Source organism: Streptomyces flavidovirens DSM 40150 (assembly GCF_000429085.1).
Lineage (GTDB): Bacteria > Actinomycetota > Actinomycetes > Streptomycetales > Streptomycetaceae > Streptomyces > Streptomyces flavidovirens.
Map to the genome: position 1 here is coordinate 185,741 of NZ_AUBE01000004.1, position 26,282 is coordinate 212,022.

24 protein-coding genes are annotated in these 26,282 nt (G+C 71.0%); 13 read left to right on the forward strand and 11 right to left on the reverse strand.

Annotated features, from left to right (window positions below):
- Window position 1: 1 nt before the first annotated feature.
- The 3 genes from mptB to G412_RS0108190 all read right to left on the reverse strand — a co-directional run bounded on the left by mptB (window position 2) and on the right by G412_RS0108190 (window position 3,545).
- Complete coding sequence (mptB, locus tag G412_RS33635) at window positions 2–1,576, reverse strand: polyprenol phosphomannose-dependent alpha 1,6 mannosyltransferase MptB (protein WP_078606855.1); 1,575 nt, start codon at window positions 1,574–1,576, stop codon at window positions 2–4.
- A 64-nt stretch (window positions 1,577–1,640) separates the two neighbouring features.
- Complete coding sequence (locus G412_RS0108185) at window positions 1,641–2,567, reverse strand: trypsin-like serine peptidase (RefSeq protein WP_028811668.1); 927 nt, start codon at window positions 2,565–2,567, stop codon at window positions 1,641–1,643.
- A 132-nt stretch (window positions 2,568–2,699) separates the two neighbouring features.
- Window positions 2,700–3,545: a S1 family peptidase gene (locus G412_RS0108190; protein WP_028811669.1), complete on the reverse strand. Its 846-nt coding sequence runs from the start codon at window positions 3,543–3,545 to the stop codon at window positions 2,700–2,702.
- Window positions 3,546–3,823: 278 nt separating this feature from the next.
- Here G412_RS0108190 and G412_RS0108195 point away from each other — a divergent pair, with 278 nt between their 5' ends.
- Together G412_RS0108195 and G412_RS0108200 are read left to right on the forward strand one after the other, a co-directional pair.
- Entirely contained in the window at window positions 3,824–5,035 is a 1,212-nt protein-coding gene (locus G412_RS0108195) for a pyridoxal phosphate-dependent aminotransferase (protein WP_028811670.1), read from the forward strand.
- Between the two features lie 129 nt (window positions 5,036–5,164).
- Window positions 5,165–5,554, forward strand: a complete 390-nt coding sequence (locus G412_RS0108200; RefSeq protein WP_028811671.1) for an SCO4983 family protein — start codon at window positions 5,165–5,167, stop codon at window positions 5,552–5,554.
- Window positions 5,555–5,754: 200 nt separating this feature from the next.
- Here G412_RS0108200 and G412_RS0108205 read toward each other — a convergent pair whose 3' ends face one another.
- Window positions 5,755–7,578 (reverse strand): phosphoenolpyruvate carboxykinase (GTP), encoded by a 1,824-nt coding sequence (locus tag G412_RS0108205; protein ID WP_028811672.1) that lies wholly within the window; start codon window positions 7,576–7,578, stop codon window positions 5,755–5,757.
- 222 nt (window positions 7,579–7,800) lie between these two features.
- On the opposite strand from G412_RS0108205, the gene trhA reads away from it, so the two are divergent.
- Together trhA and G412_RS0108215 are read left to right on the forward strand one after the other, a co-directional pair.
- On the forward strand, window positions 7,801–8,511 hold the full coding sequence (gene trhA, locus G412_RS0108210; protein WP_037648076.1) for a PAQR family membrane homeostasis protein TrhA: 711 nt from the start codon (window positions 7,801–7,803) through the stop codon (window positions 8,509–8,511).
- A gap of 360 nt (window positions 8,512–8,871) precedes the next feature.
- The gene (locus tag G412_RS0108215; protein WP_106964048.1) at window positions 8,872–9,501 is read left to right on the forward strand and encodes a TetR/AcrR family transcriptional regulator; all 630 of its coding nucleotides are present in this window, start codon (window positions 8,872–8,874) and stop codon (window positions 9,499–9,501) included.
- Window positions 9,502–9,708: 207 nt separating this feature from the next.
- Here G412_RS0108215 and G412_RS0108220 read toward each other — a convergent pair whose 3' ends face one another.
- Entirely contained in the window at window positions 9,709–11,730 is a 2,022-nt protein-coding gene (locus G412_RS0108220; RefSeq protein WP_028811675.1) for a thioredoxin domain-containing protein, read from the reverse strand.
- Window positions 11,731–11,835: 105 nt separating this feature from the next.
- Between G412_RS0108220 and G412_RS0108225 the strand changes: the two genes are divergently transcribed.
- Window positions 11,836–15,060, forward strand: coding sequence for a tetratricopeptide repeat protein (locus G412_RS0108225; protein WP_028811676.1), 3,225 nt, complete (start codon window positions 11,836–11,838; stop codon window positions 15,058–15,060).
- A 632-nt stretch (window positions 15,061–15,692) separates the two neighbouring features.
- On the opposite strand, the gene G412_RS0108230 is transcribed toward G412_RS0108225, so the two are convergent.
- Both G412_RS0108230 and mca read right to left on the reverse strand, forming a co-directional pair.
- Window positions 15,693–16,001 carry a hypothetical protein gene (locus G412_RS0108230; protein WP_028811677.1) on the reverse strand — a complete coding sequence of 103 codons (309 nt, stop codon included), beginning with the start codon at window positions 15,999–16,001 and terminating at the stop codon, window positions 15,693–15,695.
- On the reverse strand, window positions 15,994–16,875 hold the full coding sequence (mca, locus tag G412_RS0108235; protein ID WP_028811678.1) for a mycothiol conjugate amidase Mca: 882 nt from the start codon (window positions 16,873–16,875) through the stop codon (window positions 15,994–15,996). The genes G412_RS0108230 and mca overlap by 8 nt, the downstream gene beginning before the upstream one ends.
- Before the next feature lie 97 nt (window positions 16,876–16,972).
- Here mca and G412_RS0108240 point away from each other — a divergent pair, with 97 nt between their 5' ends.
- Both G412_RS0108240 and greA read left to right on the forward strand, forming a co-directional pair.
- Window positions 16,973–17,392 carry a DUF4307 domain-containing protein gene (locus G412_RS0108240; RefSeq protein ID WP_028811679.1) on the forward strand — a complete coding sequence of 140 codons (420 nt, stop codon included), beginning with the start codon at window positions 16,973–16,975 and terminating at the stop codon, window positions 17,390–17,392.
- A gap of 146 nt (window positions 17,393–17,538) precedes the next feature.
- Complete coding sequence (gene greA / locus G412_RS0108245; protein ID WP_028811680.1) at window positions 17,539–18,036, forward strand: transcription elongation factor GreA; 498 nt, start codon at window positions 17,539–17,541, stop codon at window positions 18,034–18,036.
- A 99-nt stretch (window positions 18,037–18,135) separates the two neighbouring features.
- Here greA and G412_RS0108250 read toward each other — a convergent pair whose 3' ends face one another.
- The 3 genes from G412_RS0108250 to ilvA form a co-directional block, all read right to left on the reverse strand.
- On the reverse strand, window positions 18,136–18,990 hold the full coding sequence (locus G412_RS0108250) for an ABC transporter permease (RefSeq protein ID WP_028811681.1): 855 nt from the start codon (window positions 18,988–18,990) through the stop codon (window positions 18,136–18,138).
- Window positions 18,987–19,958: a daunorubicin resistance protein DrrA family ABC transporter ATP-binding protein gene (locus tag G412_RS0108255; protein WP_028811682.1), complete on the reverse strand. Its 972-nt coding sequence runs from the start codon at window positions 19,956–19,958 to the stop codon at window positions 18,987–18,989. The genes G412_RS0108250 and G412_RS0108255 overlap by 4 nt, the downstream gene beginning before the upstream one ends.
- Before the next feature lie 159 nt (window positions 19,959–20,117).
- Window positions 20,118–21,347, reverse strand: coding sequence for a threonine ammonia-lyase (ilvA, locus tag G412_RS0108260; RefSeq protein ID WP_028811683.1), 1,230 nt, complete (start codon window positions 21,345–21,347; stop codon window positions 20,118–20,120).
- 145 nt (window positions 21,348–21,492) lie between these two features.
- Between ilvA and G412_RS0108265 the strand changes: the two genes are divergently transcribed.
- From G412_RS0108265 to G412_RS0108280, 4 genes are all read left to right on the forward strand, one after another.
- Window positions 21,493–22,041 carry a MarR family winged helix-turn-helix transcriptional regulator gene (locus G412_RS0108265; protein ID WP_028811684.1) on the forward strand — a complete coding sequence of 183 codons (549 nt, stop codon included), beginning with the start codon at window positions 21,493–21,495 and terminating at the stop codon, window positions 22,039–22,041.
- A 32-nt stretch (window positions 22,042–22,073) separates the two neighbouring features.
- Window positions 22,074–22,586, forward strand: coding sequence for a sigma factor-like helix-turn-helix DNA-binding protein (locus G412_RS0108270; RefSeq protein WP_028811685.1), 513 nt, complete (start codon window positions 22,074–22,076; stop codon window positions 22,584–22,586).
- Window positions 22,583–22,834, forward strand: a complete 252-nt coding sequence (locus G412_RS0108275) for a hypothetical protein (protein WP_028811686.1) — start codon at window positions 22,583–22,585, stop codon at window positions 22,832–22,834. Before G412_RS0108270 ends, G412_RS0108275 begins: the two co-directional genes overlap by 4 nt.
- A gap of 80 nt (window positions 22,835–22,914) precedes the next feature.
- Window positions 22,915–23,106 carry a DUF1059 domain-containing protein gene (locus G412_RS0108280; RefSeq protein ID WP_028811687.1) on the forward strand — a complete coding sequence of 64 codons (192 nt, stop codon included), beginning with the start codon at window positions 22,915–22,917 and terminating at the stop codon, window positions 23,104–23,106.
- Between the two features lie 61 nt (window positions 23,107–23,167).
- Here the strand turns inward: G412_RS0108280 and G412_RS0108285 are convergent, their stop codons facing one another.
- Window positions 23,168–24,313 carry a cystathionine gamma-synthase gene (locus G412_RS0108285; protein WP_028811688.1) on the reverse strand — a complete coding sequence of 382 codons (1,146 nt, stop codon included), beginning with the start codon at window positions 24,311–24,313 and terminating at the stop codon, window positions 23,168–23,170.
- Between the two features lie 59 nt (window positions 24,314–24,372).
- Here G412_RS0108285 and G412_RS0108290 point away from each other — a divergent pair, with 59 nt between their 5' ends.
- A complete protein-coding gene (locus G412_RS0108290) occupies window positions 24,373–25,479 on the forward strand; it encodes a hypothetical protein (RefSeq protein WP_028811689.1) in 1,107 nt (368 codons plus the stop codon).
- Between the two features lie 139 nt (window positions 25,480–25,618).
- Entirely contained in the window at window positions 25,619–26,281 is a 663-nt protein-coding gene (gene msrA, locus G412_RS0108295) for a peptide-methionine (S)-S-oxide reductase MsrA (protein ID WP_425274453.1), read from the forward strand.
- Window position 26,282 lies beyond the last annotated feature (1 nt).

The following is a 26,282-nucleotide window of genomic DNA, read 5'->3' on the forward strand; positions in this document are numbered from 1 at the left end:
GCTACCGCGCCGGGGTCGTCCTCTTCGCCCCGTCGGCGGACGCCGTCGTCGACGGCAGGCCGAGGGACGCGGGCGGTCGTCGTACGGGCCCGCCCGCCGGCCCGGCGGTACGCCTGAGCCCCGCCGCCGGTGACGACGGCTCAGCGCGCCGCTCCCGCCACAGCGTTGCCGCGCCCAGCACGCACACGCCGCCCGCGAGGCAGAAGCCGTACCACGGGGTGCTGCCACTGGGATGGGTCTCGTAGACCAGGGCTGCGGACAGCACGGCCAGGACGCGGCCGAGCCTGCCGTTCCAGGCGGTGGCGGAGATCGCCGCCATGCCCCAGAGGAAGTACCACGGCTGCACCATCGGGGAGAGCGCGACCAGGGCCAGCAGGGCGACGCCCAGGGCGTGGACCGGGTGCAGGGGCGGGGCGCCGCGCCAGGGGCGCACCCTGCGGAAGGTCGCCAGGGCGGCGTAACCGATCGCGGCGAGTGCGAGGACCAGGCCGAGCGTCTGGAACGCCCGCTTGACCGGCTGCGGGTCCCAGCCGAACAGCAGGTGCGTCAGCTCGCCGGCGCCCAGGCCGATGTCGCTGGACGCGGACAGGGCGGTGTGGATGGTCCCGGCGACGCTCTGCGTCCGCAGCCACCCGAAGCCGGTGCCGCTGAGCAGGGTGGCGGCCACGGCGACCGCCCCGGCCACCAGAGCCGGGACGGCGAACGCCTTGACGACGCGCCGGGGGAGCGGGCCGGTGGTCCGGCGTACGACAAGGGCGCCGATGAAGAGCAGGGCGACGGCGGCCGGCGACTTGACCATCATCGCCAGGGCGACGACCGCGCTGCCGAGGACCCAGCGGCCGCCCAGCGCGCACACCACGCCCATCAGCATGAGGGCGATCATCAGGCCGTCGTTGTGCATGCCGCCCACGACGTGGATCAGCAGCAGCGGATTGAGCGCCCCCAGCCAGAGCGCGCCGGTCTCACTGGCGCCGTGGGCGCGGGCGATGCGGAGTGTCGCCCAGACGGTCAGGGCGAGTGCGGCGAGCGCGATGAGCCGCATCCCGAGCACGGCGGGGACGATGTGGCCGCCCGTGGCCAGCACCACCCACTTCGCCAGGACGAGGAAGACGGGCCCGTACGGGGCCGGGGTGTCGGTCCACTGTCTGCCGGTGCTCGCCGCGGCGTCGGCTCCCAGCTCGTCGGGGCCGAGCACCGAGGGGCCGGACGTATAGACGTCGTGGCCTTCGACGACCATCGCGCCCTGGGCTATGTAGCTGTACACGTCGGCGCTGTGCAGCGGTGGGGCCAGTACCAGGGGCGCCGCCCACCAGACCAGCGTGACCAGCGTTTCGCGCACCCCGCCCGCCGCGCTCAGGGCGATCAGCCGCCCGTACCGCCACCAGGACACCACCAGGAGGGTCAGGCCCAGGTACGCCAGGACAGCGGCCGCCACGGTCGTCGCGGACCCGTGGGGAACCCATATCCCCCACGGGTCGCGAGCCGGCAGCCGCCCGGCGGCGATGCCGCCCACGGCTGCCGCGACCGATCCGACGGCACCCAGCCGGCGGTACCCGACAGCGCTCAGCGTCCCCATGACCGGTCAACTTATCCGAGTGGTGTGAACGCCGGGTGGCCGCAGCCCTGCGCGCACCGGACCGCTACGGCTTGGGCAGCCTGCAGCCCTTCCGGTCCAGATCGATCTTGCTGTCGTGGGCGACGCAGCGCACGATCCCGTACGTCTGCTGCGCGTAGCGGGCTCCGTGGCGGACGGTCACGTTGCCGCGCCGGTCGACCTCACAGGGGTTGTTGAGGGTGCAGCGCTCGCCGTCCTCATTGGACGTGTTGTTCACGGCTACGACCTTGCCCGTCCTGGTGTCGATCACGGGTGAGCCGGACGTACCGCCGATGGTCTGGCAGGCGTCGGAGGAGGTGTAGCGGACTGAGTCCTTCCAGGTCCACACGCCCTCCTTCAGCCGGTACGCGAAGCCGTCCACGCCGCAGCTGTAGATCTTCTTCCAGTAACCGGAGACGACCTTGACCGACCTGTTCTTCACCGGGTGGGTGGCGTTGAGTTCCAGTGCCTTGATGCCGTACTGGCTGCGGATCTGCGCATAGGTACTGGTGAGTTCGTACAGCGAGACGTCCGTGTCGGTCATCGTCGCGTACGCGATCTTGCTCGCCTTGAGTGTCCCCGCCGGGCCGCCCTCGGCGTCGAGCAGGGTGAAGGTACGGGTCGACGGCCGGTCGACGATCACTTCGCCCGCGCCAAGGAAGCCCGTCTCCAGGCAGTGCCCGTTGGACATCACGAGCGCCGGGTCGTCCGGCTGCGAGTGCGGCATGCGCACCACGGATCCGGAGCAGTTGCTGAGCGCCACAGTCCCGGCGAAGTCGACGACGACAGGCTTGGACTTGGACTTGGCACCGGACTTGGCACCGGACGCGGATTCGGAGGCCGCGACCGCCGGGGCGGTGACCGCCGGTGCCGCGACCGCCGGGGCGGTGACCGCCGGTGCCGCGACCGCCGGTGCGGTGCCTGCCCCGAGGAGCGCTGACGCGAGCAGCGCGCCAACCAGACGCTTCTTCATACGGGTCCCCCTCCAACGACGATTTTTGTCATGGGCATTCTTGGGGGACGCGCAGGTGCCGAGCAAGGGGTTTCGACATGCCGCCGCGCTCCGGAGCGGCGCCGGGCAGCCGCTCCGGAGCGTCCAACGCGCTTACGGCTTGGGCAGGTTGCAGCCGGGGCGGGTCAGGTCGAGCTTGTTGCCGACGCCGATGCAAGGGACGAAACCGTACGTCTGCTGGCCGTAGTTGATGCCCTTGCGCACGGTCACGTTGCCGCTCTCGTCCACCTCGCAGGGGTTGTTGTCCGTGCAGCGCGCGCCGTCCTCGTTACCGGTGTTGTTCACGGCGACGACCTTGCCGGTGGCCGTGTCGATCACGGGAGAGCCCGAGGTGCCGCCGATGGTCTTGCACGCGGAGGTGTAGCGGACCGAGTCCTTCCAGGTCCAGGCGCCCTCCTTCAGCCGGTACGCGAACCCGTCGATGGCGCAGCTGTAGATCCGCTTCCAGTAGCCGGAGACGACCTTGATGGAGGTGCCCTGCACCGGGCGCGTGGCGCTCAGTTGCAGAGCGTCGATGCCGTGTGCGGTCTTGATCTGGGCGTAGGTGCTGGTGAGTTGATACAGCGAGGCATCGGTGTCGGTCATCGTCGCGTACGCGATCTTGCTCGCCCTGAGCGTCGCCACCTTGGCGCCCGTGGAGTTGAGCAGGCTGAAGGTACGGGAGGACGGCTGGTTGACTACGACCTGCCCCGGAGCCGGGAAGCCGCTCTCCAGGCAGTGCCCGTTGGAGAGTACGAGCGCCGGGTCGCCCGGCTGCGAGTCGGGCGTACGCACAACAGAGCCGGAACAGTTGCTGAGCGCCACCGTTCCGGCGAAGTCGACGGCCTTGACCGCTGGTTGGACCTGCTGGGGGCTGCTGCGAGTCTCCGCGGCCGCCGGCGCCGCTCCCGCTCCGAAGAGCAGCAGGGCGAAGAGCGTGCCGACGAGAGGCTTCTTCATGTGGGGGGTCCCCTCTTGAACGACATGGGTGACCGGAGTGCGACCACTCCGGTTTTGTCATGCGCATTGTCGATGGGATCCCACATGCCGGACAAGAGCGCGATCAGGACCGATCCGGGCCGCCGCGCCGCCTGCCGCCGCGACCAGCCTTGCGGGCGCACGGGCCACGGAGCCCGGCCCGCCTGCGGCGCAGGTCAGGGACGGGGCGGACCCGGTCGTCGGCCCACGTGGCCAAAAACACGAAGCGGGTCTTGTTATGCGCCCGTAAGGTGACTGTTATGCAGGTGATCCAGTCGACGAAGCTCGCCAACGTCTGTTACGAAATCCGCGGCCCCGTTCTTGAGGAGGCGATGCGGCTCGAAGCGGCGGGTCACCGCATCCTCAAGCTCAACACCGGCAACCCGGCGGCGTTCGGCTTCGAGTGCCCGCCCGAGATCCTGGAGGACATCCTCCGGAATCTCGCGGGTGCGCATGGTTACGGCGACGCGAAGGGCCTGCTCGCGGCGCGCCGCGCGGTCATGCAGCACTACCAGACCAAGGGCATCGACCTCGACGTGGAGGACATCTACCTCGGCAACGGCGTCTCCGAGCTGATCCAGATGTCGATGCAGGCACTGCTCGACGACGGCGACGAGGTGCTCGTACCGGCGCCGGACTATCCGCTGTGGACCGCGTCCGTCTCGCTGGCGGGCGGCACGGCCGTGCACTACCGCTGCGACGAGCAGGCCGACTGGATGCCGGACCTCACCGACATCGAGCGCAAGATCACGGACCGCACCAAGGCCATCGTCATCATCAACCCGAACAATCCGACGGGTGCGGTGTACGACGACGAGATGCTGCGCGGCCTCACCGAGATCGCCCGCCGGCACAACCTGGTCGTCTGCTCCGACGAGATCTACGACCGGATCCTGTACGACGGCGCCACGCACACCCCGACCGCCACCATCGCGCCCGACCTGCTCACCCTCACCTTCAACGGCCTGTCGAAGAACTACCGCGTCGCCGGCTACCGCAGCGGCTGGCTGGCGGTCTGCGGCCCGAAGGCACATGCCTCGTCGTACATCGAGGGGCTCACGATCCTCGCCAACATGCGCCTGTGCGCCAACATGCCGTCGCAGCACGCGGTGGCGACGGCGCTCGGCGGCCGGCAGTCGATCGAGGACCTGGTGCTGCCGGGTGGCCGGATCCTGGAGCAGCGGAACACGGCGTACGAGCTGCTCACGCAGATTCCGGGCGTCACCTGCGTGAAGCCCAAGGGCGCGCTGTACCTCTTCCCGCGCCTCGACCCCAAGGTCTACAAGATCAAGGACGACCGTGAGCTGGTCCTCGATCTACTGCGGGCCGAGAAGATCATGGTCGTGCACGGTACGGGCTTCAACTGGCCGGAGCCCGACCACTTCCGCATCGTGACGCTCCCGGCGGTGGAAGAGCTGGCGGACGCGGTGACGCGTATCGGCACTTTCCTGGACGGATACGGACAGCCATAGGCAAGCGCGAACCACGCCGGAGCGCACCGGATCACACCGGATCACGCCGGGACTTCACCGCGACTCGGCTCAACTTTAGACAGAATCTAATGTAGGCTGGTCTCCTGACCCTGGCAGGAGGCCATCCCCATGTACGAGCCGATCCGCAACAAGTCGGTCCACCGCATGGCCGCCGACCGGGCCGACTTCCCGCACCGTTCGCGCGAGGAGGAGCTGGACATCCAGCTCGCCGGACACCTGGCGGCGCTCCTCGCGGTCACCGACGAGCTGGGTCTCGGCGCGGCGGCCGACCGTATCGCCACTCAGGTCGCCCGGCTGCGCAGCGCCCCGCCGGCCCGGCACGCCGGCCTCACGCACGCGGCCCCGATCGCACTCCACCGCCGCGCGCACGAGCTCGCGGGCCGCGCGCTGGTGGTGGCCGCCTCGCGCGCCGACACGGCGGTCGCGATCCTCGCCGCCGAGCGCATGGACGCCCACGCGGCCGCGCTCGAAGAACTCCGCCTCGTCGGAGCCCACTGACGGGCCCCGGCCCGCGTGCCGCTGCGGCGCACGGGCCGGGTGCCACTGATTCACCCGCACGAAGAACAGCCCCCGAAGCCGTGAGGGGGCTTCGGGGGCTGTACCGCGGCGGGCCGGTGACCCCACAGGTCAGGGCGGATGTCAGGAAGGCCCGGCGCGGAGCTCAGTTCAGCAGGGGCAGTTGAGCCCGGTGCCGGGAATCAGCCCAGGCGCTCGACGAGCGCGCGGTACTCGTCCCACAGCTCCTTCGGGGTGTGGTCGCCGAAGGTGTTGAGGTGCTCGGGGACCAGGGCGGCCTCCTCGCGCCAGACCTCCTTGTCGACCGTGAGCAGGAAGTCCAGCTCCTCCTCGGAGAGGTCCAGGCCCTTGGTGTCCAGGGAGCCCTTGGCCGGCAGGATGCCGATGGGGGTCTCGACGCCCTCGGCCTTGCCCTCCAGGCGCTCGACGATCCACTTGAGCACGCGGCTGTTCTCGCCGAAGCCGGGCCACACGAACTTGCCCTCGTCGTTCTTGCGGAACCAGTTGACGTAGTAGATCTTCGGGAGCTTCGCCGGGTCCTTGTCGGCGCCGACCTTGACCCAGTGGCCCATGTAGTCGCCCATGTTGTAGCCGCAGAACGGCAGCATGGCGAACGGGTCGCGGCGCAGCTCGCCGACCTTGCCCTCGGCGGCGGCGGTCTTCTCCGAGGCGACGTTCGCGCCGAGGAAGACACCGTGCTGCCAGTTGAAGGACTCGGTCACCAGCGGCACGGCGGTGGCGCGGCGGCCACCGAAGAGGATCGCCGAGATCGGTACGCCCTTGGGGTCCTCCCACTCGGGCGCGATGATCGGGCACTGCCCGGCCGGAACGGTGAAGCGGGCGTTGGGGTGGGCGGCGGGGGTGCCGGACTCCGGGGTCCAGTCGTTGCCTTTCCAGTCCGTGAGGTGCGCGGGCGCCTCCTCGGTCATGCCCTCCCACCACACGTCGCCGTCGTCCGTCAGCGCGACGTTCGTGAAGACGGAGTTGCCCCACATGGTCTTCATGGCGTTGGCGTTGGTGTGCTCACCGGTGCCGGGCGCGACGCCGAAGAAACCGGCCTCGGGGTTGATCGCGTACAACTGGCCGTCCTCGCCGAACCGCATCCAGGCGATGTCGTCGCCGATGGTCTCGACGGTCCAGCCGGAGATCGTGGGCTCCAGCATGGCGAGGTTGGTCTTGCCGCAGGCGGACGGGAACGCGGCGGCGACGTACTTCGGCTCGCCCTTCGGCGGCGTCAGCTTGAGGATGAGCATGTGCTCGGCCAGCCAGCCCTCGTCGCGCGCCATGACGGACGCGATGCGCAGGGCGTAGCACTTCTTGCCGAGCAGGGCGTTGCCGCCGTAACCCGAGCCGTAGGACCAGATCTCGCGGTCCTCGGGGAAGTGCGAGATGTACTTCGTGGAGTTGCACGGCCACGGCACGTCGGCCTCGCCCTCGGCGAGCGGGGCGCCGAGGGTGTGGACGGCCTTGACGAAGAAGCCGTCGGTGCCGAGCTCGTCGAGGACGGCCTGGCCCATCCGGGTCATGGTGCGCATCGAGACGGCGACGTACGCCGAGTCGGTGATCTCGACACCGATGGCGGACAGCGGCGAGCCGAGCGGGCCCATGCAGAACGGCACGACGTACATGGTGCGGCCGCGCATCGAGCCGCGGAAAATGCCCTTCTCGCCGGCGAAGATCTCGCGCATCTCGGCGGGGGCTTTCCAGTGGTTCGTCGGGCCCGCGTCCTCCTCCTTCTCGGAGCAGATGAAGGTGCGGTCCTCCACGCGGGCGACGTCGCTCGGGTCGGAAGCGGCGTAGTAGGAGTTCGGGCGCTTGACCGGGTCCAGCTTCTTGAACGTCCCCTTGGCGACGAGTTCCCCGGCGAGCCGCTCGTACTCGGCCTCCGAGCCGTCACACCAGACGACCTGGTCCGGCTCGGTGAGGGCTGCGATCTCGTCGACCCAGGAGATCAGCTCCTGGTGGTTCGTCGGAAGGGTGGTGGGAGCCGCGTTCTCGCGCGCCACGGTTGCTCCTAAGTGAGGGTGTTTTTAGGTGTATGCCCCGTGGGGGCTGCGACCCGGACGCTTGACGACGTTGTTTCGTTGGCGCTCATCCGGTGCCGACCGCACTCATTTGATGATCCGCGCCGCGCGCCCATATGTCCAGGGGACCTCTCACGTGAGCATCGCCACTCCCGCCACCCCTACCTGGTCGTAACCTACGGTGGCGTAGCTAGGATTGCGCGCATGACCTCCGCCGAGTCCGATCAGCTGACGAACCCAGACGGCCCCGGAGAGGGGCCGGTCGAAATCGATCTGCCGACCCCGGTCAAACCGAAGCTGCGCGGCTGGCTCCACGCCGGGATGTTCCCCGCCGTGGTCGTCGCCGGTCTGACGCTCATCGCCCTCGCGGACTCCACCCGCGCCCGGGTGGCCTGCGGGATCTACGTCCTGACCGCCTGCCTGCTCTTCGGCATCAGCGCGGTCTACCACCGCGGCACCTGGGGGCCGCGCGGTGAGGCCGTACTGCGCAGACTCGACCACGCCAACATCTTCCTGATCATCGCCGGTACCTACACCCCTCTCACGATGCTCCTGCTGCCCGACTCCACGGGCCGCACTCTGCTGTGGGCGGTCTGGGCGGCGGCCCTGGCGGGCATCGCCTTCCGGGTGTTCTGGGTGGGCGCCCCGCGCTGGCTGTACACCCCCTGTTACATCGCGATGGGCTGGGCCGCGGTCTTCTTCCTCCCCGACTTCATGCGCGCCGGCGGCGTCGCCGTACTGGTCCTGGTCATCACCGGCGGGCTGCTCTACAGCGCCGGAGGCGTGATCTACGCCCTCAAGCGCCCCAACCCGTCGCCGCGGTGGTTCGGGTTCCACGAGGTGTTCCACTCACTGACCCTGGCCGCCTTCATCGCGCACTACGTAGGCATCTCGCTGGTCGCGTATTCGGCCTGACGGCCCGCGCCCGCCCAGTCCCCTCACCGGCTCCACCCGCAGTGGCCGTGGCCTCGACGCCGCGGCCACCTGCCATGCCACGACCGCGACCGCCGCCAGCACCACCCCGAGCACGGCGACCCCGCCGCCCACCAGGAAACCCGCGACGCACAGCGCCGCCACGACAACGGCCAGCCCGTTGATGATTCCCCGCATCCCGGCTGCCCCCCTTCCGTACCGGCGTCCGCACCCTGCACGCGTCCGCACATCCATCCGTTTTCACAGACCGTTTATTTACCCCACACACATCGTGACATGCCCCACTGACAGTCGTCCGGCGGCGGCCGGAGACCCCGGCGGCCATGCCCGACAATGGCGGGCATGGCCGCCGACACCCCCCACCCCCTCGCCGACACCGCGCCGCCCCGCCGCCCGGGCCTGCGCGAGCGCAAGAAGCTCAAGACCCGGATCGCGATCCGCACCGCGGCCTACCGGCTGATCGCCGAGCAGGGGTACGAGGCCACCACCGTCGAGCAGATCGCCGAGGCCGCCGAGGTCTCGCCGTCGACCGTCTTCCGTTACTTCCCGGCCAAGGAAGACATCGTCATCACCGACGAGTACGACCCGCTGATGGAATCCGCCCTGCGCGCCCGCCCGGCCGACGAGCCGCTCGTCGAGTCCCTGCGCACCGTGGTGACCCAGGCCCTGCGGCACTCCCTCGCCCACGAGCCCGAGGAGATGCTGCTGCGTTCGAAGCTGCTGACCGAAGTACCGGCCGTACGCGCGCGCATGATGGAGAGCATGTCCGTCACCGGGCGCAAGCTGTGCGAGGTCGTGGCCGAGCGGACCGGGCGGCGCGCGGACGAGCTCGAAGTGCGGGTCGTCTCGATGGGTTTCGTCGCCGCCCTGATGGAGACCACCGTGTACTGGGCCGAGCACGGCAGGCAGGACGACCTGCTCACCCTCGTCGACCGCACGCTGGACACCCTCAACGACGGCTTCCGGCTGTGATGAAGCCGGGCGACGGTCCCTGAAAACCGGCGGCCCGGACCACCTGACGCCGAAGTCTTCCTCGCCGCACGCCTTGCCGTCCTTGTCGTGGTCCGGTCCAGGCTGTGCCGGTCACGCCGCACGTCCAGCAGTACGCCGTACCCACTGACCGTGCCGTACGCGTGGTCGCAGCCGTCGTACCCCGCGCGCCGGGAACCGAGCCAGGCCCTAGCGGACCGCCTCGCCCAGTCGCTCCCGGAGCACCGCCGGGTCGCTGGTCGGCGCATCGCACACGAAGTGCCGGCACACGTACGCGCCGGGCCCCCGGTCCGCCAGCAGCGGGAACTCGTCGCTGCCCACTTCACCCACCGCGACCACCGCCCCCGGAGCCCCGCTCAGCAACGCCACCCGGTGCAGTTCCTTCGTCAGCGGATCGTCGCCCGCGCCCACCACCGCCACCTCGCGCGGCCCGTCCAGCGCCGCCTCGGCGACCGCGAGACCCCACCCGATGAACCGCGGCGCACGCGGCCCGAGCGTCTTCACGACACCCAACGCCCTCTCCGCCGCGCTCCGGTGCGCCTCCGACCCGGTATGCGCGGCGTACGAAAGCAGCGCACCCGCCGCCGCCGTCCACCCCGAAGGCGTCGCGTTGTCCGTCGGGTCCTGCGGCCGCCGGATCAGCGTCTCGGCGTCGTGAGCCGTGTCGTACAACGTCCCGTCCTCACTCACGAACTGGTCGAGGACGATGTCCAGCAGGAACCCGGCGAACTCCAGCCAGACACCCTCCCCCGACACCGCCGCGAGCGCGAGGAACCCTTCCGCCACATCGGCGTAGTCCTCCAGCACCCCCGCGTTGGCCCCGGCCTTCCCGTCCTTGGACGTACGGGCGAGCCGCGCCCCTTCATCCATGTGCACCCGCACCAGCAGATCGGCGGCCTCGGTCGCCCGCTCCACCAGATCCGGCCGGTCGAAGTACGCCCCGGTCTCGGCCAGCGCGGCGATCGCCAGCCCGTTCCAGGCGGCCACGATCTTGTCGTCCCGCCCGGGACGCTCCCGCCCGCCGCGCGCCGCGAGCAGCCGCGCCCGGACATCGGCCACCCGCGCCGCGTCGGCCACGCCCTCGCCCACCGGGAGCTGGAGCACGGACGCGCCCTCCTCGAACGTCCCCTCCTCCGTCACCCCGAAGAGCCGGGCGGCGAAGTCCGCGTCCTGCTCACCGAGCACCTCACGGAGCTGCTCGGGCGTCCATACGTAGTACGCGCCCTCGACATGTCTGCCCGTGCCGTCGTCGCTGTCCGCATCGAGCGCTGAGGCGAATCCGCCTTCGCGTGTCCGCAGTTCGCTCACCAGGAAGTCCGCGGTCTCCAGCGCCACCCGCCGGGCGAGCTCCGATCCGGTGGCCCGCCACAGATGGGCGTACACCCGGCACAGCAGCGCGTTGTCGTACAGCATCTTCTCGAAGTGCGGCACGACCCATTGGCGGTCCACCGAATACCGCGCGAAGCCACCGGCGAGCTGGTCGTAGATCCCGCCGCGCGCCATCGCTTCACAGGTGTCGGCGGCCATGTGCAGGGCGCCCTCGGACCCCGTACGCGCGTAATGCCGCAGCAGGAACTCCAACACCATGGACGGCGGGAACTTCGGCGCCCCGCCGAATCCGGCGCGCGTGGCGTCGTAATCCCGCGTCAGCGCGAGCAGCGCCTGCGCGAGCTCCTCCTCCCCCGGCAGCTCGGGAGCCCCGTACGCGAGCGAGCGCTCACTCAGATCCCGCACGATCTTCCCGGCGACCTCCGCCACCTCGTCCCGCCGATCGGTCCAGGCGGCGCTGACCCCCTGCAGAACCTGCCGGAACGACGGCATGCCGTGCCGGGGCTCGGGCGGGAAGTACGTCCCGAAGTAGAAGGGCGCGGCGTCGGCGGTCAGGAACACGGTCATGGGCCAGCCACCCTGCCCGGTGGCGGCCTGCACGGCCTCCATATAAACGGCGTCCACGTCCGGCCGCTCCTCGCGGTCGACCTTGACGTTGACGAAGTGCTCGTTGAGGTACGCGGCGGTCGGCTCGTCCTCGAAAGATTCGTGAGCCATGACGTGGCACCAGTGGCAGCTGCTGTATCCCACGCTGAGCAGCACGGGCACACCGCGCCTTCGGGCCTCCTCGAACGCGCCGGCCGACCAGGGCCACCAGTCGACGGGGTTGTCGGCGTGCTGGAGGAGGTAGGGGGATGTCTCATGGGCCAGTCGGTTCGGCATACCTCCATCCTGCACGACCCCTCCCCGATAGCCGGACTCTCTCGCGCTGACGCGCGTCAAGCAGGACACTTGTCCCGCGAATCATCGCGGCGGAGGGGGACGCACATGCGGGACAGCCACCGGGCCGAGGCGGAGCGGCTGTTGGTACGGGCCGTCGAGGAACAGGCGCGGCGGTCGGGCGGGCGGGTCGACGCCCATGCCCTGCTGGTGCGGGGGCGGGCCGCGCTGGAGGAGATGGCGGCCGCGGCGCAGGAGGAGTACGCCGCGTACGTCCACGCGCTGGACGAGGCGCGGGCCGGGCGGGAGTCGCTGGCGGAACGGTTCGGCAGTGCGGATCTCTCGACCCCCGCGCTGGTCACGGCCGTTGCCGCGCTGGCCGCCTTCGGCGCGGACATGGCCCTCGGTACGGACGCCGGCACCGCGCTGGCCGCCGGGGCCGTCGTCGCGGTCGCCGGTGCGGCCGCCACCGTCGCCAAGGTCACCGCCTCGCACTGGCCCGCCGCTCACCGCAGGGCCGGGGCGCTGGCGCAGCCCGGTGGGCCCGAGCAACTGAGGCTGCAGTGGCTGACGGCGCTGGAGGTGCGGGGGATACGGCCGTTCCTGGACCAGCAGCATGTGCTGCTGGCCGCGCCCCGTGGGCGTACGGGTACGGCGAAGAAAACCACCGTCGTCGGGCAGTTGCGCGGGGCCGACCGCAGCCAGGCGGCGCGCAGACGGTCCGTACTGGAGCAGTCCTTCGGGCATCTGCCGGAGCCGGACGGGCCGTTCGCGGGGCGGCGGGGCGCGATGGGGCAGATCGCGCAGTGGGTGCACCCGGCGCGGGCGAGCACCGAGACGCGGCCGACGGTCGTGGTGCTGCACGGCACGCCGGGTTCGGGGCGTACGACGCTGGCCGTGCGGGCGGTGCATCACCTCAGGGACCAGTTCCGGGGCGCGTGCGTGGTGGATCTGCGCGGCGACACGACCGGCGAGGCGCCCCTTTCCACGCGGGAGGCGCTGCTGCACCTGCTCAACCGGCTCGGCGCGCCGCGCGAACAGCTCCTCTTCCGGGAACGGTCCTCGCAGGAACAGCAGCTGCGCCGACTGACGGAGCTGTACCACCAGCATCTGACGGGGCTGCCGGTGACGGTGGTGCTCGACGACGCGTCGGACGCGGCGCAGGTGCGCACGCTCGTGCCCGAGCGTTCGGACAGTCTGGTGCTGGTGACGGCCCGCGAGCCGCTCGATCTGCCCGCCGACATCCCGGCGTGGGTGCACCAGCTGCCGGTGGAGGCGCTGGATTCCGCGGGCGCGGAGGAGCTGCTGCGGGAGGTGGCGGAGGAGAAGGAGGGGCCGTACGACGCGGAGGCGGCCGACGAGATCGCCGAGCTGTGCGGCGGGCTGCCGTTGGCGCTGCGCGTCGCGGGGTCCTCGCTGGGCGCGCGCACGCCGCGTGCGCTGGCGGCGGATCTCGCCGCGTACGGTCCCGTCGGTCCGGTGGAGCGGGCGCTGTGGCTGCGCTACAGCGACCAGCCGGACGCGGCCCGCCGCCTGCTGCGCCGCCTCGCGCTCGCCGGCCGGGCGAGCCTGGGCGCGGCAGCGGCGGCGGCGCTGCTGGCCACCGACGAGCACGAGGCGCAGCGGCTGCTGGCCGCGCTGTCGCGGGCCGGCCTCATCGACCACGTCCGGGGCAGCCGCTACCGCCTGCACGATCTCGTACGGGCCTTCGCGCACGCGCGGCTGCTCGACGAGGAGGAACCGGCGGACCGGGCGGCGGCGCAGGAGCGGCTGATCCGCAACTACGGCGAGCTCGCCGACTCGGTGATCCGCCTGGTCGACGGCAAGAACTCGACCAGGGCCGACCACTTCGGGGCCCACGGTTTCACTTCCCTCGACGCGGCCCTGCGCTGGCTGGACGACGAGTCGAGCTTCATCACGGCGGCTTTGCGGCAGGCGGACGGGGTCGACCAGCAGGCCTTGCTGAACCTGCTGGGCGCGCTGTGCGACTACTGCCTGCTGCGCGGTGACCTCTATCGGCTGGGCGAGATCAGCGAGCTGGCGCAGGCCGTCGACCAGGGCCTGCTGGTCCGCTCGGTCCAGTGGCGTACGGGCATCGCGGCCCGCCAGCTCGGTGAGCTGGACAAGGCCCGTACGACGCTCTCCTCGGTCGTCGATCTGTACTTCGAGGCGCAGAACGAGGCCGGCGCCGCCCGCGCCCTGTGTTCGCTGGGCATCACACTCCACCACCAGGGCAACCTGCGGGAGGCCGCGGCGAAACTGGGCGAGGCGCTCGCGCTCCAGGCGTCGGACGGGCTGGCCGCCGACCGCGCGTGGACGCTGCACGCGCTGGCCGCGGTGGAACGCGACCGGGCGAACCTCGCCGACGCGGTCAGCCACCTCGACACCGCCCTCACCCTCCACCGCGCGAGCGAGAGCCTGCACGGGCAGGCGTGGGCGCACTTCCAGCTCGGCCAGGTGTACCTGCGGATGGGCGACGTACCGCGTGCCGAGGTGCAGCTGAGCGAGGCGCTGGAGCTGTACGGGCGTACCCGCGACGGCCGCGGCGAGGCGTGGGCCCTGACGCAGCTCGGCCGCGCGCGCCTGGTGGACGGCGACCCGGCCCCGGCCGTCGACCAGCTACGCCAGGCCCTGTCCCGCCACCGCGAGGCGGAGGACGCGCGCGGCGAGGCGTGGACGCTGTACTACCTCGGGCAGGCGCTGGAGGAGAGCGGCGACGCCGACCAGGCGGTGCGGGAACTGGAGCGGGCGCGCGGAATGTTCTCGCGGATGCGGGACGTGTACGGGCTGGCCTGCGCACGCCACCACTCGGGCCGCGTCACGCGCGACCAGCGCGCGGCCCAGACGGGCAATCTCCGCAACTCGGGCTTCGCGCGCCAGCTCCTGGTCGACGCGCGCGCCGACTTCCACCGCATCGGGGTCGCGCACGGCGAGGCGTGGACGTGCCTGGAACTGGCGATCGTGGACGCGGGCAACAACCGCCCGGCGCCGGCGCTGGAGCTGTGCGACGAGGCGGTGCGCCTCTTCACGTCGTACGACGACCAGCGCGGCGCGGACTGGGCGCGCTTCCTGCGCTGCACGCTGCTGCCGTTCGCTTCACCGGGCGGCTCGGAGGTCGGCACGGCGGTGGCCCAGGAGGAACTCGCCCAGTTGCTCCGCGCACCCCACCCGACACGCGACGGCAAGCTGGAGGACTGCGCGGAGGCGTACGGCCTGGTCCTGGAGCGCGGCGTAGACCTGGCGGAAGGCTGGCAGGCCTGGCGCCTGGCCATGGTCCCGAACCGGCATGCACGGGAGGTGATGGGGGTGCCGGTGGGGGCGGGGCGGGGGTGAGTAGGGGCGCGGGCACGGGCGTCGTGTGGGCGCGGGTGCGGTGTGGGGGCCGCGCGGGTGCGGTGTGGACGCGGTACGGGCCCGATGCAGGCGCGGGCGCGGTACCGGCCCGGTGCGGGCGCGGCACGGGCTCGGTGCAGGTGCGGGCGGGGCACGGGCTCGGTGCAGGTGGTACCGGCCCGGCACAAGCGCGGGCACGGCACGGGCTCGGTGCAAGCGCGGGCGCGGTACAGGCGCGGGCCCGGTACAGGCGCGGGCCCGGTACAGGCGCGGGCCCGGTACAGGCGCGGGCCCGGTACAGGCGCGGGCCCGGTACAGGCCCGGCACGGGCCCGGGCACCGCACGGGCTCGGTGCAGGCGCGAGCCCGGTGTAGGCGCGGGTGCCTGCGGCGCTTTCCTCTGCCCGCGCCTTCCCGAGCTGGGGCTCCGCCCCAGACCCGCTCCTCCTCAAACGCCGGAGGGGCTGAAAGTTGCCCAGGGGCATCCCTCCAGCCCGTCCGGCGTTTGAGGACACGCCCGTAGGGCGTCCGGGGGGCTGGGGGCTTGCCCCCAGTTCGGGAAGGGGCGGGGTGGGGAACAAGCCCCGCAGGGCCCGCGCTCCGCCCCGCCCCGCACCGCACCCGGACCCGGACCTACGCTTCCTTCGGTCGCTCCCCCGCGGGGTCCCCCGAAGCCGGCGCCGCAGCCGAGCCGGAAGCAGGCGCGGGGACGGACGCCGACGCCAGCGCCTTCTCCCCCTCCGCCGCCGGATCCGGCGCCTCCTCGAAGTTGACCTTCCCCATGTGCCGGTTCATCGACTTCATGAGCATCCACACGCCGACGGCAAGCGCCGCGAACACCAGGAACCCGAGAACACCCGGAGTCACCTTGTTCTTGTCGAACTTGTCCGCAGCGAGCGGCACGAACTGCGTCATTGCCAGGGTTACGTTCACATCAGGCATTGTCGCGGATGCCCGCAAACAGGTCGCTCTCGGGGAGGGACGTATCGACGAGCGACTTCGCCAGCTCGTACTCCTCCGTCGGCCAGACCTCCCGCTGGACGTCCATCGGGACGCGGAACCAGCCGCCGTCGGGGTCGATCTGCGTGGCGTGCGCGATGAGCGCCTTGTCGCGGATCTCGTAGAAGTCCGCGCACGGAATGTACGTGGTCAGCGTCCGCTCGTCGCGCTGGAACTCCTTCCACCGCTCCAGCCACTCGCCGTACGGCGACTCCATGCCGCGCTCCAGGAGCGCCTCGTGGAGCGCGACGGTGCGCGGCCGGTTGAAGCCCTGGTTGTAGTAGAGCTTCTGCGGCTGGTACGCCGGGCCGAACTCCGCCTCCGGGAACTTCTCGGTGTCCGCCGCCCCGTCGAAAGCCACCATCGTGATCTTGTGGGTCATGATGTGGTCGGGGTGCGGGTAGCCGCCGTTCTCGTCGTACGTCGTGATGACCTGCGGACGGAACGAACGGATCGACTTCACCAGCCGGCCCGCCGCCACCTCCACATCCTCCAGCGCGAAGCACCCCTGCGGCAGCGGCGGCAGCGGGTCACCCTCGGGAAGACCCGAGTCGACGAAGCCGAGCCACTCCTGGCGGACGCCCAGGATCTCGCGGGCCTCGTCCATCTCCTTCTTGCGGACCTCGTGGATGTGCTCCTCGATGTACTTGTCGCCCTGGAGCTTCGGATTGAGGATGGAACCGCGCTCGCCCCCCGTGCAGGTCACGACCAGCACGTCCACCCCCTCGGACACATACTTGGCCATGGTCGCCGCACCCTTGCTCGACTCGTCGTCGGGGTGGGCGTGAACGGCCATCAGTCGCAGCTGCTCAGTCAAGACTCGATCCTCAGTGATTCGGCGCAATAAGCGGCTTCTATAGTGACCGAATCGGGGGTCGGAAAATTCCGGAGTTCCGGATCCAGGAGGAACGATCATGAGCGCGGTGCGTCAGGACCTTCCCGAGGGCCGCTACGGCCGCTCGGCGGACGAGCGCGCGGACCGCAAGCTCAAGATCGTGGGCGCAGTGCTGGGTGCCGCGCTTCTCGCCATGACGGCCTGGTTCGGTTACGACTACATCGACGGCCAGCGGATCAGCGCCGAGCTGATCAAGTTCGACACGGTGTCGGACTCCGAGGTCAGGGTTCACCTCGAAGTACGCAAGAAGGCGGACGCGACCGGCACGTGCACGCTGCGCTCGCTCTCCGAGGACGGCGCCGAAGTGGGCCGCAGGGACGTCCGTATCGACAAGCCGGGGATCGACCGCATCGACGAGATCTACACGGTCCGTACGACGGCCAGGGCGACGAGCACTGAGCTGACAGGCTGCACGGCAGACGGCGGTTCCACCGGCTGACCTGCGGTGATCCCGGTCCGGCAGTTTTCCTCCTCCCCCTTTTCCGCCTGAATTGTTAGGCTCGTGGTTTCGCCCGGCCCTGGAGGCACATCCTTCTGGGTAGGGCGATGCTTGCTTTGTATTCCAAGTACCGACGAGGAGCACCTGTGACCCAGACCAGCGAGAGCGTCACCTGGCTGACCCAGGAGGCGTACGACCAGCTCAAGGCCGAGCTGGAGTACCTGTCGGGTCCCGCACGCACGGAGATCGCCGGCAAGATCGCGGCTGCCCGCGAGGAGGGGGACCTGCGGGAGAACGGCGGGTACCACGCCGCCAAGGAGGAGCAGGGCAAGCAGGAGCTCCGGGTGCGCCAGCTGACCCAGCTCCTGGAGAACGCGAAGGTCGGTGAGGCCCCCACGACCAGCGGCGTCGTGGCCCCCGGCATGGTCGTCACGATCGCCTTCGACGGCGACGAGGACGACACGATGACGTTCCTGCTCGCCTCCCGCGAGTACGCCAGCGCCGACATCGAGACCTACTCGCCGCAGTCCCCGCTGGGCACCGGCGTGATGGGCAAGAAGGCCGGCGAGGACGCGCAGTACGAGCTGCCGAACGGCAACAAGGCCTCGGTGAAGATCCTCGAAGCCACGCCGTACCAGGGCTGAGCCACCCACCGGACCGGCCGCCTCGCCCAGTAGATACGTGAGAAGCCCCTGACCGGGGAGTAAACCGGTCAGGGGCTTCGTCGCGCGTCGTAGGCGGGGTCAGATCGAGGCCGAGCGGTACTTGCGTACTGCCAGGGTCCTGAAGACCACGATGATCAGGGCCGACCAGAGCAGCGAGGCCAGGACCGGGTGCTGCATGGGCCAGGCGTCGGACTGGACGACGCCCGGGTTGCCGAAGAGTTCGCGGCAGGCCTGCACGGTGGCGCTGAAGGGGTTCCACTCGGCGACCGGGCGGATCCAGGAGGCCATCATCGTCGGGTCCACGAACGCGTTCGAGACGAAGGTGACGGGGAACAGCCAGATCAGGCCGCCCGACGTGGCCGCTTCGGGGGTACGGACCGACAGGCCGATCAGCGCGCCGATCCAGGAGAACGCGTACCCCAGGAACAGCAGGAGGGCGAACGCACCGAGCGCCTTGAAGATGCCCTCGTGGACGCGCCAGCCCACCAGCAGGCCGACGACGGCCAGCACCACGACCGTCAGCGCCGTCTGCACCAGGTCGGCGAGGGTGCGGCCGGTGAGGACCGCGCCGCGCGCCATGGGCAGGGAGCGGAAGCGGTCGACGAGGCCCTTGTGCATGTCGTCCGCGATGCCCGCGCCCGCGCCGGCCGTGGCGAAGGTGACGGTCTGGGCGAAGATGCCCGCCATCAGGAATTCGCGGTACCGCTCCGGGTCGAGGCTGCCGCCGATGCTCATGGAGCCGCCGAAGACGTAACTGAAGAGGACCACGAACATCACGGGCTGGATCAGCCCGAAGATGACCATTTCGGGGATCCGGGCCATGCGGATCAGATTCCGCTTGGCGATGACCAGTGAGTCGGTGACCGACTGGGAGATTCCGCCGCGCGGCTGCGGGGCACGGGTGCTGGGTGCGGTGTCCGTTACGGCGCTCACTTGGCAGCCTCCGCTTCTTCCTCCGCGGCCTCGGCCGCGTGACCCGTCAGGGAGATGAAGACGTCGTCGAGGGTGGGTCTGCGCAGCCCGATGTCGTCGATCTCGACCCCGCGGATGTCCAGCTCGCGGATGACCTCGGCGAGCAGCTTGGCGCCTCCGGTGACCGGGACCGTGATCTTGCGGGTGTGCCGCTCGGTCTTGCTCGCGCCCTTGCCGAAGGCGCGCAGCACCTCGTCGGCGGCGGTGAGGTACTCGGGGTCGTGCACGACGACCTCGATGCGTTCGCCGCCGGTCTGTGCCTTGAGCTGGTCGGAGCTGCCGCGCGCGATGACGCGGCCGTGGTCGATGACGCAGATGTCGTGGGCCAGGTGGTCGGCCTCTTCGAGGTACTGGGTGGTGAGCAGCAGCGTCGTACCGCCCGCTACCAGTTCCTGGATGACCTCCCACAGCTGCTGGCGGTTTCGCGGGTCGAGTCCGGTGGTCGGCTCGTCCATGAACATCACGGGCGGGCTGACCACCAGCGCGGCGGCGAGGTCGAGGCGCCTGCGCATGCCGCCGGAGTACGTCTTGGCCGTACGGTCGGCGGCGTCGGCGAGGTTGAAGCGCTCCAGCAGTTCGTCCGCGCGGGCCTTCGACGCCTTCGCGGACATCTGGTAGAGCCTGCCGACCATCTGGAGGTTCTCGCGCCCGGTGAGGTACTCGTCTACGGCGGCGAACTGGCCGGACAGGCCTATGGACCGGCGTACTTCGTTGGGGTGCTTGAGGACGTCGATGCCGGCGACGACCGCCTTGCCGCTGTCGGGCTGGAGCAGTGTGGTCAGCACGCGCACGGCGGTGGTCTTCCCTGCCCCGTTCGGGCCGAGGAGGCCGAGGACCGTGCCTTCCGGCACATCGAGGTCGACACCGTCGAGAGCCTTTACGTCGCCGAAGGTTTTCACCAGGCCTTCGGCGTGGATGGCGCCTGGCATATGGGTCCCCCATTAAGTTTTCGGGCGATTTCCTACGCGCATATTAGGTTTGTCGGTCTTGCCCCGCCCGATGGAGCGGCAGGGGCGCGCGCACACGAGTTCCCACCGTAACGCGATACATCGCGTCCCCGCGAGGTGTTTTACGAAGGGGCCCGGCCCTCAGGACATCACCGTGTATCCCGCTTCCCGCAGCGCCGACTGGACCTCCGCGCAGTGCTCGGGGCCCTTCGTCTCCAGGTGCAACTCCACCTCGACCTCCGTGAGTCCGAGCCGCGGATCGGTCCGTACGTGACCCACGTCGAGGACGTTGGCGTCGACCACGGACAGCACCCCCAGCATTGCCGCCAGTGCGCCCGGACGGTCGGTCAGCCGCAGCCGCAGCGACAGGTAGCGGCCCGCCGCCGCCATGCCGTGCCGCAGGATGCGCTGCATCAGCAGCGGATCGACGTTGCCGCCCGACAGGACCGCGACCACCGGACCCTCGAACGACTCCGGCTTGCTCAGCAGCGCCGCGACCGGGCTCGCACCGGCCGGCTCGACGACCATCTTGGCCCGCTCCAGGCACAGCAGCAGCGCACTCGACAACTCGTCCTCGGTGACCGTGACGACACCGTCGAGCAGGTGATTGATGACCGCGAAAGGTACGTCGCCGGGCCGCCCCACCTTGATGCCGTCCGCCATCGTCTGCCGCGTGTCGACCGACACCGGCCGCCCGGCCGCCAGCGACGGCGGATAGCACGCCGCGTTCGCCGCCTGCACGCCGATGATCCGCACGTCGGGGCGCAGCGCCTTGACCGCGATCGCGATCCCGGCGGCCAGCCCGCCGCCGCCCACCCCGACGACGATCGTCCGCACCTCCGGGCACTGCTCCAGGATCTCCAGACCCAGCGTGCCCTGGCCCGCGACGATGTCGGGGTGGTCGAAGGGGTGGATGAAGGCCGCGCCCGTCCGGTCGGCGTACTCCTGTGCGGCGGCCAGCGCCTCGTCGACCACCTGACCGTGCATGCGCACCTCGGCGCCGTACTCCCGCGTCGCCGCGACCTTCGGCAGGGGCGCCCCGACCGGCATGAAGACCGTGGACCGTACGCCGAGGAGGGTCGAGGCGAGGGCGACGCCCTGGGCGTGGTTGCCGGCGCTGGCGGCGACGACGCCGGCCGCGCGCTGCTCCGGGGACAGTCCGGCGATCCGTACATACGCGCCGCGCAGCTTGAACGAACCGGTCCGCTGGAGGTTCTCGCACTTCAGGTGGACCGGGGACCCGACCAGCTGCGACAGATGCCGGCTGCCTTCCATCGCCGTGGTCCTGACCACCCCGGAGAGCATCTTCTGCGCCCCGCGTATGTCGTCGAGGATGACGTTGCGGAAGGGATCGGTCGTACGGAAGCTCATGACCGCAAGTCTGGCAGCTCAGCGGCCGGGCGGCCGCCGGGGGCGGGGCTTGCGACCGTTTCGCGCAGCGCCGGTACGCACCCGCTGCCACCCGCGTACTCTGTCCCCCACCAAACCGACCACCGCACGAAGAGAGCCCCCAGCCATGCCCACTTCCCAGGACATGACGACTGATCCGGACACCGGCCTCCTCGATGCCCTCCAGCACCAGGTGGCCGTCTTCGCCCGCCGCGCCGAGCAGACCAGGCTCGGCGGCGTGGGCCAGGTCCGCAACTCCATGGACCGCGCGGCCTATCTGCTGCTCAACCGGCTCGACCAGGAAGGCCCGATGGGCGTCAAGGCGCTGGCCGCGGGCATGGGGATCGACTCGTCGACCGTGACCAGGCAGGTCGCGCCGCTCGTCGACACGGGCCTCGTCAAGCGCACGTCGCACCCGGAGGACGGCCGCGCGGTCGTGCTCCAGCTTTCGCCGCGCGGCCAGGCGCGGCTCGACGAGGTGCGTTCGTCGCGGCGCGAACTGATGGCGCAGGTGACGGACGGCTGGACCGAGGAGGAGCGCGACGCGTTCTGCACGCTCCTCACGCGCTTCAATTCCGCGCTGTCGGCCCGGCAGGGTGCGGCCGTGGCGGAGGGCGGCACCGAGGCCGGCGCGGAGGGGGCGGCCACCGGCTCAGAGGCGCCTCCGGCCTCTTGACCCCGGGCGGGTTCCTGGCCTGATATGAGGGCGTGCGAGAGCGGCAGGCGGTTCGGCATCGCCGCAGAGCCCGTGAGTTCGAGGCGTTCGTCGCGGGCGCGGCAGGACGGCTGCTGCATGCCGCGACGCTGCTGACGGCGGAGCCGCCGGACGACAACGCACGGGCGCGGCAACTGCTGACGGCCGCGCTCGCCCGTACGTACGCGGACTGGGAACGGCTGCGCGGCGAGGACCCGTACGACCACACCCGCCAGGAGCTCGCCGCCCGCTTCGCCCGCACCACGTGGCGCTACCACCAGCACGGCCGGCTCTGCTCGCCTCACCACCGCGAACCCGTCGCCGGGGGCGGGGGCGGGTTGCTGGAGCGGCTGACGCCGCAGGAGCGGCTGGTCCTGGTCCTGCGCCTGTACGAGGGCGTCGCCGAGGAGCAGACCGCGGCGCAGCTCGGGCTCCCGGCGGAGCGGGTCAGGGCGATCTGTACGCGCGCGACAGCCGCGATGCGCAGTACGCCGCCCGCCCCGGCGGCGGAGGTGACGGCGCCGTGAGCCTCCCCGACCGCAAGCAGGACGAGGTGCGGCGGATGCTGGAGGGGCCGCACCCGCCGGTCCCCGCCGACCTGGGCCCGCGCGCCGCCGAGCGCGGGGCGCGACTGCTGCGCCGCCGGGTGCTGGCGCGGCGGCTGATGTGGCTGCTGCTGGGGCTGGCGGTGGTGACGTTCACGGTGTGGGCCCTGGTGGAGCAGCCGTGGGTGGCACCGCCGTCGGAGGTCGCGCCGCCGCTGGAGGCCTGGTAGGCCTGCACGCCCTCCGCCTCGCCCGATTTAGGCTGGAATCGGAGACAACCGCGCAGTACGAGCCGAGGAGGCCGGTCACTGTGACCAGAAAAGTCGCCGACTGCCGGAAGACCCCCAGCGTGAGCAACTGCACCCTCAGGATCGCCGGCGAGGAAGAGGAAGTCGTACGGGCGGCCACCGAGCACGCGGTATCCGTCCACGAACACCAGGACACCCCGGAACTGCGCCAGATGGTCAGGGACTCCCTGGAGGACGAGCAGCCCGGCATCTGAGCCGGCTGAGCCGAACCCGCCCGGAGCGCCGCCCGGGCGGGCACCTTCGTCCCGGCCGGGGTCAGCCCAGCATCTGCTTCAGGTCGGCCAGCAGGTCGTCGCCCGACTCGATGCCGACCGACAGCCGCACCAGGTCCGCCGGAACCTCCAGCGCGGACCCCGCCGCCGACGCGTGCGTCATCCGCCCCGGATGCTCGATCAGCGACTCCACACCCCCCAGCGACTCACCCAGCGTGAAGAGCCGTGCCCGGTTGCAGACCTCGACCGCCGCCTCCTCGCCGCCCTCGACGCGGAACGACACCATCCCGCCGAACGCCTTCATCTGCTTGGCCGCGGTCTCGTGACCGGGGTGCTCCGGCAGCCCCGGGTAAAGGACCCGGGTGACGCGCGGGTGCCGCGTCAGCATGTCCGCGACACGCGTGGCGTTCTCGCTGTGGCGGTCCATCCGCACCGCGAGCGTCTTGATGCCGCGCAGCACGAGCCACGCGTCGAAGGGCCCGGCGACCGCGCCCATCGCGTTCTGGTGGTACGTCAGCTCCTCGCCCAGTGCCGCGTCGTTGACGATCAGCGCGCCGCCGACGACGTCCGAGTGCCCGCCCATGTACTTCGTCGTCGAGTGCACGACGACATCGGCGCCGAGCGCGAGCGGCTGCTGGAGGTAGGGGCTCGCGAAGGTGTTGTCGACGACCAGGCGTACGCCGGCCGCGCGCGCGACGCCCGCGAGCGCCTGGATGTCGCTGATGCCGAGGAGCGGGTTCGAGGGGGTCTCGACCCAGATCACCTTGGTCCTCGGGGTCAGGGCCGCCCGTACCGCCGCCGGGTCGGAGGAGTCCGCGACCGAGAAGTCGACACCCCACCGCGAGACGACCTTGGCGAAGAGCCGGAAGGTGCCGCCGTAGGCGTCGTTCGGGATGACCACGTGGTCGCCGGGGCTCAGCAGGGTCCGCAGCAGGCAGTCCTCCGCCGCCAGGCCCGACGCGAAGGCCAGCCCGAGGCTGCCGCCTTCCAGCGCCGCCAGGTTCTCCTCCAGGGCGGTGCGGGTCGGGTTGGCGCTGCGGCTGTACTCGTAGCCGCCGCGCAGTCCGCCCACGCCGTCCTGCTTGTACGTGGACACCTGATAGATCGGCGGTACGACCGCGCCCGTGAGGGGGTCCGCGGTGTTTCCGGCGTGGATCGCAAGGGTCTCGAAGCTGTGCTGGTCGCTCATGGGAAACGAGCGTAGTTCGTCGGCGCCCGGGTCCCCGCGCGGTCCGGGACAATGGAGCCATGGAGATTCTCTGGTTCCTGATCGCTCTGTGCATGCTGGCGGCGGTCATCGGCCCTGTCGTACTGCGCCGGCGCGCCGGCGGCATCCGCCTGGTCGCGCCCGGCTCCCCCGACGCCGCCGACCCGGCCGACTACGGCTTCGTACGCCAGGAGCTGCTCGACGTCCGGATGCCCGGCCCGGACCAGGACCTGGAAGACGTACTCGAAGTGGTGCAGCGCTCGCAGGACTGGCGGGCCGCCGCGCAGTTGCTGGCGGGGACGCCCAAGGAGGGCGAGGTGCGGTGGCAGCGCGTGCAGGCGTTCGCCGGGGCGGCGTCGCTGGAGCTGGCGCAGCGGCCCGGCGAGGGCGGGCGCTGGCTGCGGGCCTGGCGCGCGGAGTCGCCGAAGGACGCGGGCGGCGCGCAGGTGCATGCGGAGTTCCTGGTGCAGCAGGCGTGGCGTACGTCGACGCCCGGCACGGACGACTTCCGGATCATCCTGGAGGAGGCCCGCACGGTGTGCGGCGAAGCGGCGCTGCTGGCGCCGGGCGACCCCGTTCCGTACATCACCGAGCTGGCGGTCGCGCGCGGACTGGCCTACCCCGAGCCGGAGTTCGACCAGTTGTGGGCGAAGATCCTGGACCGCGCGCCGGACCACATGGGCGCGCACCTCGCCGCCCTGAGCTACCACAGCGAGAAGTGGCACGGTTCGCGTGAGGCCGCCGACGCCTTCGCGGCCGCGGCCGCCGCCCGCGCGCCGCAGGGCTCGCTGCTCGCCGCGCTGCCCCTGTTCGCGGTGTACGAGCACCTGCCCGAGGTCAATCTGGTGCGCGGTTTCTACCAGAGCGCGGTGGTGACGAGGGCGATGGAGGGCGCGCTGTACGCGGTGCACGCCGCGCGCCCCGACGACCCGATGCTGGCGCACGTACGCCACCTCCTGATCCTCTTCCTCGTACGCGCCGAACGCTGGTCCGAGGCGATGAACCAGCTTCGGCACGTGGACGGTCACGTCGGCGCGCTGCCGTGGACGCACGGCCCGGACCCGGCGGCGGACTACGCGGTGTACCGGGCGCTGGCGGTCGCCGGCTACGAGGCGAACGGCGGCAGCCCGGCGACGCTGCCGGGCTGAGGCCTGCCGGGGGGCATCCGCACGCACCGCGCCGTACCACTCAACCGACCAAACCAAAGGCGCAGGTCTGGCCTCAGTGGAATCCTCCGCCCCCTCCCCGCGTTGTCCCTAGGCGCAGACCGTCCAGGAGGAGATCCGCATGATGTTCGGCCGTACCCCCCAGCTCCCCACCCCGGAGCAGGCCCTGAAGGGCCGCTCGACCCCCGAGTTCGAGGTCCCTTCCCGGCACACGGTCCTAGGCAATCCTCTCCTGGGCCCGTACCCCGAGGGTCTGGAGATCGCCGACTTCGGCATGGGCTGTTTCTGGGGCGCGGAACGCAAGTTCTGGCAGACGGAGGGCGTCTGGACGACGCTCGTCGGCTACCAGGGCGGCTACACCGAGAACCCGGCGTACGAGGAGGCCTGCTCGGGCCTGACGGGACACACGGAGGCGGTCCGCGTCGTCTTCGACCCGTCGGCCGTTTCGTACGAGCAGTTGCTCAAGGTCTTCTGGGAGAACCACAACCCGACCCAGGGCTTCCGCCAGGGCAACGACGTGGGCACGCAGTACCGCTCGGCGATCTACACCCACTCCCCCGCCCAGGCGGCGGCCGCGGAGGCGTCCCGCGAGGCGTACCAGAAGGTCCTGACGGACTCCGGCCACGGAACGATCACCACAGAGATCCTCCCGGCGGACACCCGCCCCTTCTGGCCGGCGGAGCCGTACCACCAGCAGTACCTCGACAAGAACCCGGCGGGCTACTGCGGCATCGGCGGGACGGGCGTGAGCTGCCCCATCGGCGTGGCCAAGGCAAACGGCTGAG

What these genes read in the sequence shown, in the direction of transcription:
- G412_RS0108290 (WP_028811689.1), top strand. Translation starts at nt 24,373, where the DNA reads ATGGAGATTCTCTGGTTCCTGATCGCTCTGTGCATGCTGGCGGCGGTC.
- G412_RS0108225 (WP_028811676.1), top strand. Translation starts at nt 11,836, where the DNA reads ATGCGGGACAGCCACCGGGCCGAGGCGGAGCGGCTGTTGGTACGGGCC.
- trhA (WP_037648076.1), top strand. Translation starts at nt 7,801, where the DNA reads ATGACCTCCGCCGAGTCCGATCAGCTGACGAACCCAGACGGCCCCGGA.
- G412_RS0108195 (WP_028811670.1), top strand. Translation starts at nt 3,824, where the DNA reads ATGCAGGTGATCCAGTCGACGAAGCTCGCCAACGTCTGTTACGAAATC.
- ilvA (WP_028811683.1), bottom strand. Translation starts at nt 21,347, where the DNA reads ATGAGCTTCCGTACGACCGATCCCTTCCGCAACGTCATCCTCGACGAC.
- G412_RS0108215 (WP_106964048.1), top strand. Translation starts at nt 8,872, where the DNA reads ATGGCCGCCGACACCCCCCACCCCCTCGCCGACACCGCGCCGCCCCGC.
- G412_RS0108240 (WP_028811679.1), top strand. Translation starts at nt 16,973, where the DNA reads ATGAGCGCGGTGCGTCAGGACCTTCCCGAGGGCCGCTACGGCCGCTCG.
- G412_RS0108230 (WP_028811677.1), bottom strand. Translation starts at nt 16,001, where the DNA reads ATGCCTGATGTGAACGTAACCCTGGCAATGACGCAGTTCGTGCCGCTC.
- G412_RS0108255 (WP_028811682.1), bottom strand. Translation starts at nt 19,958, where the DNA reads ATGCCAGGCGCCATCCACGCCGAAGGCCTGGTGAAAACCTTCGGCGAC.
- G412_RS0108285 (WP_028811688.1), bottom strand. Translation starts at nt 24,313, where the DNA reads ATGAGCGACCAGCACAGCTTCGAGACCCTTGCGATCCACGCCGGAAAC.
- mptB (WP_078606855.1), bottom strand. Translation starts at nt 1,576, where the DNA reads ATGGGGACGCTGAGCGCTGTCGGGTACCGCCGGCTGGGTGCCGTCGGA.
- G412_RS0108265 (WP_028811684.1), top strand. Translation starts at nt 21,493, where the DNA reads ATGCCCACTTCCCAGGACATGACGACTGATCCGGACACCGGCCTCCTC.
- G412_RS0108185 (WP_028811668.1), bottom strand. Translation starts at nt 2,567, where the DNA reads ATGAAGAAGCGTCTGGTTGGCGCGCTGCTCGCGTCAGCGCTCCTCGGG.
- G412_RS0108220 (WP_028811675.1), bottom strand. Translation starts at nt 11,730, where the DNA reads ATGCCGAACCGACTGGCCCATGAGACATCCCCCTACCTCCTCCAGCAC.
- msrA (WP_425274453.1), top strand. Translation starts at nt 25,619, where the DNA reads ATGATGTTCGGCCGTACCCCCCAGCTCCCCACCCCGGAGCAGGCCCTG.
- G412_RS0108200 (WP_028811671.1), top strand. Translation starts at nt 5,165, where the DNA reads ATGTACGAGCCGATCCGCAACAAGTCGGTCCACCGCATGGCCGCCGAC.
- G412_RS0108190 (WP_028811669.1), bottom strand. Translation starts at nt 3,545, where the DNA reads ATGAAGAAGCCTCTCGTCGGCACGCTCTTCGCCCTGCTGCTCTTCGGA.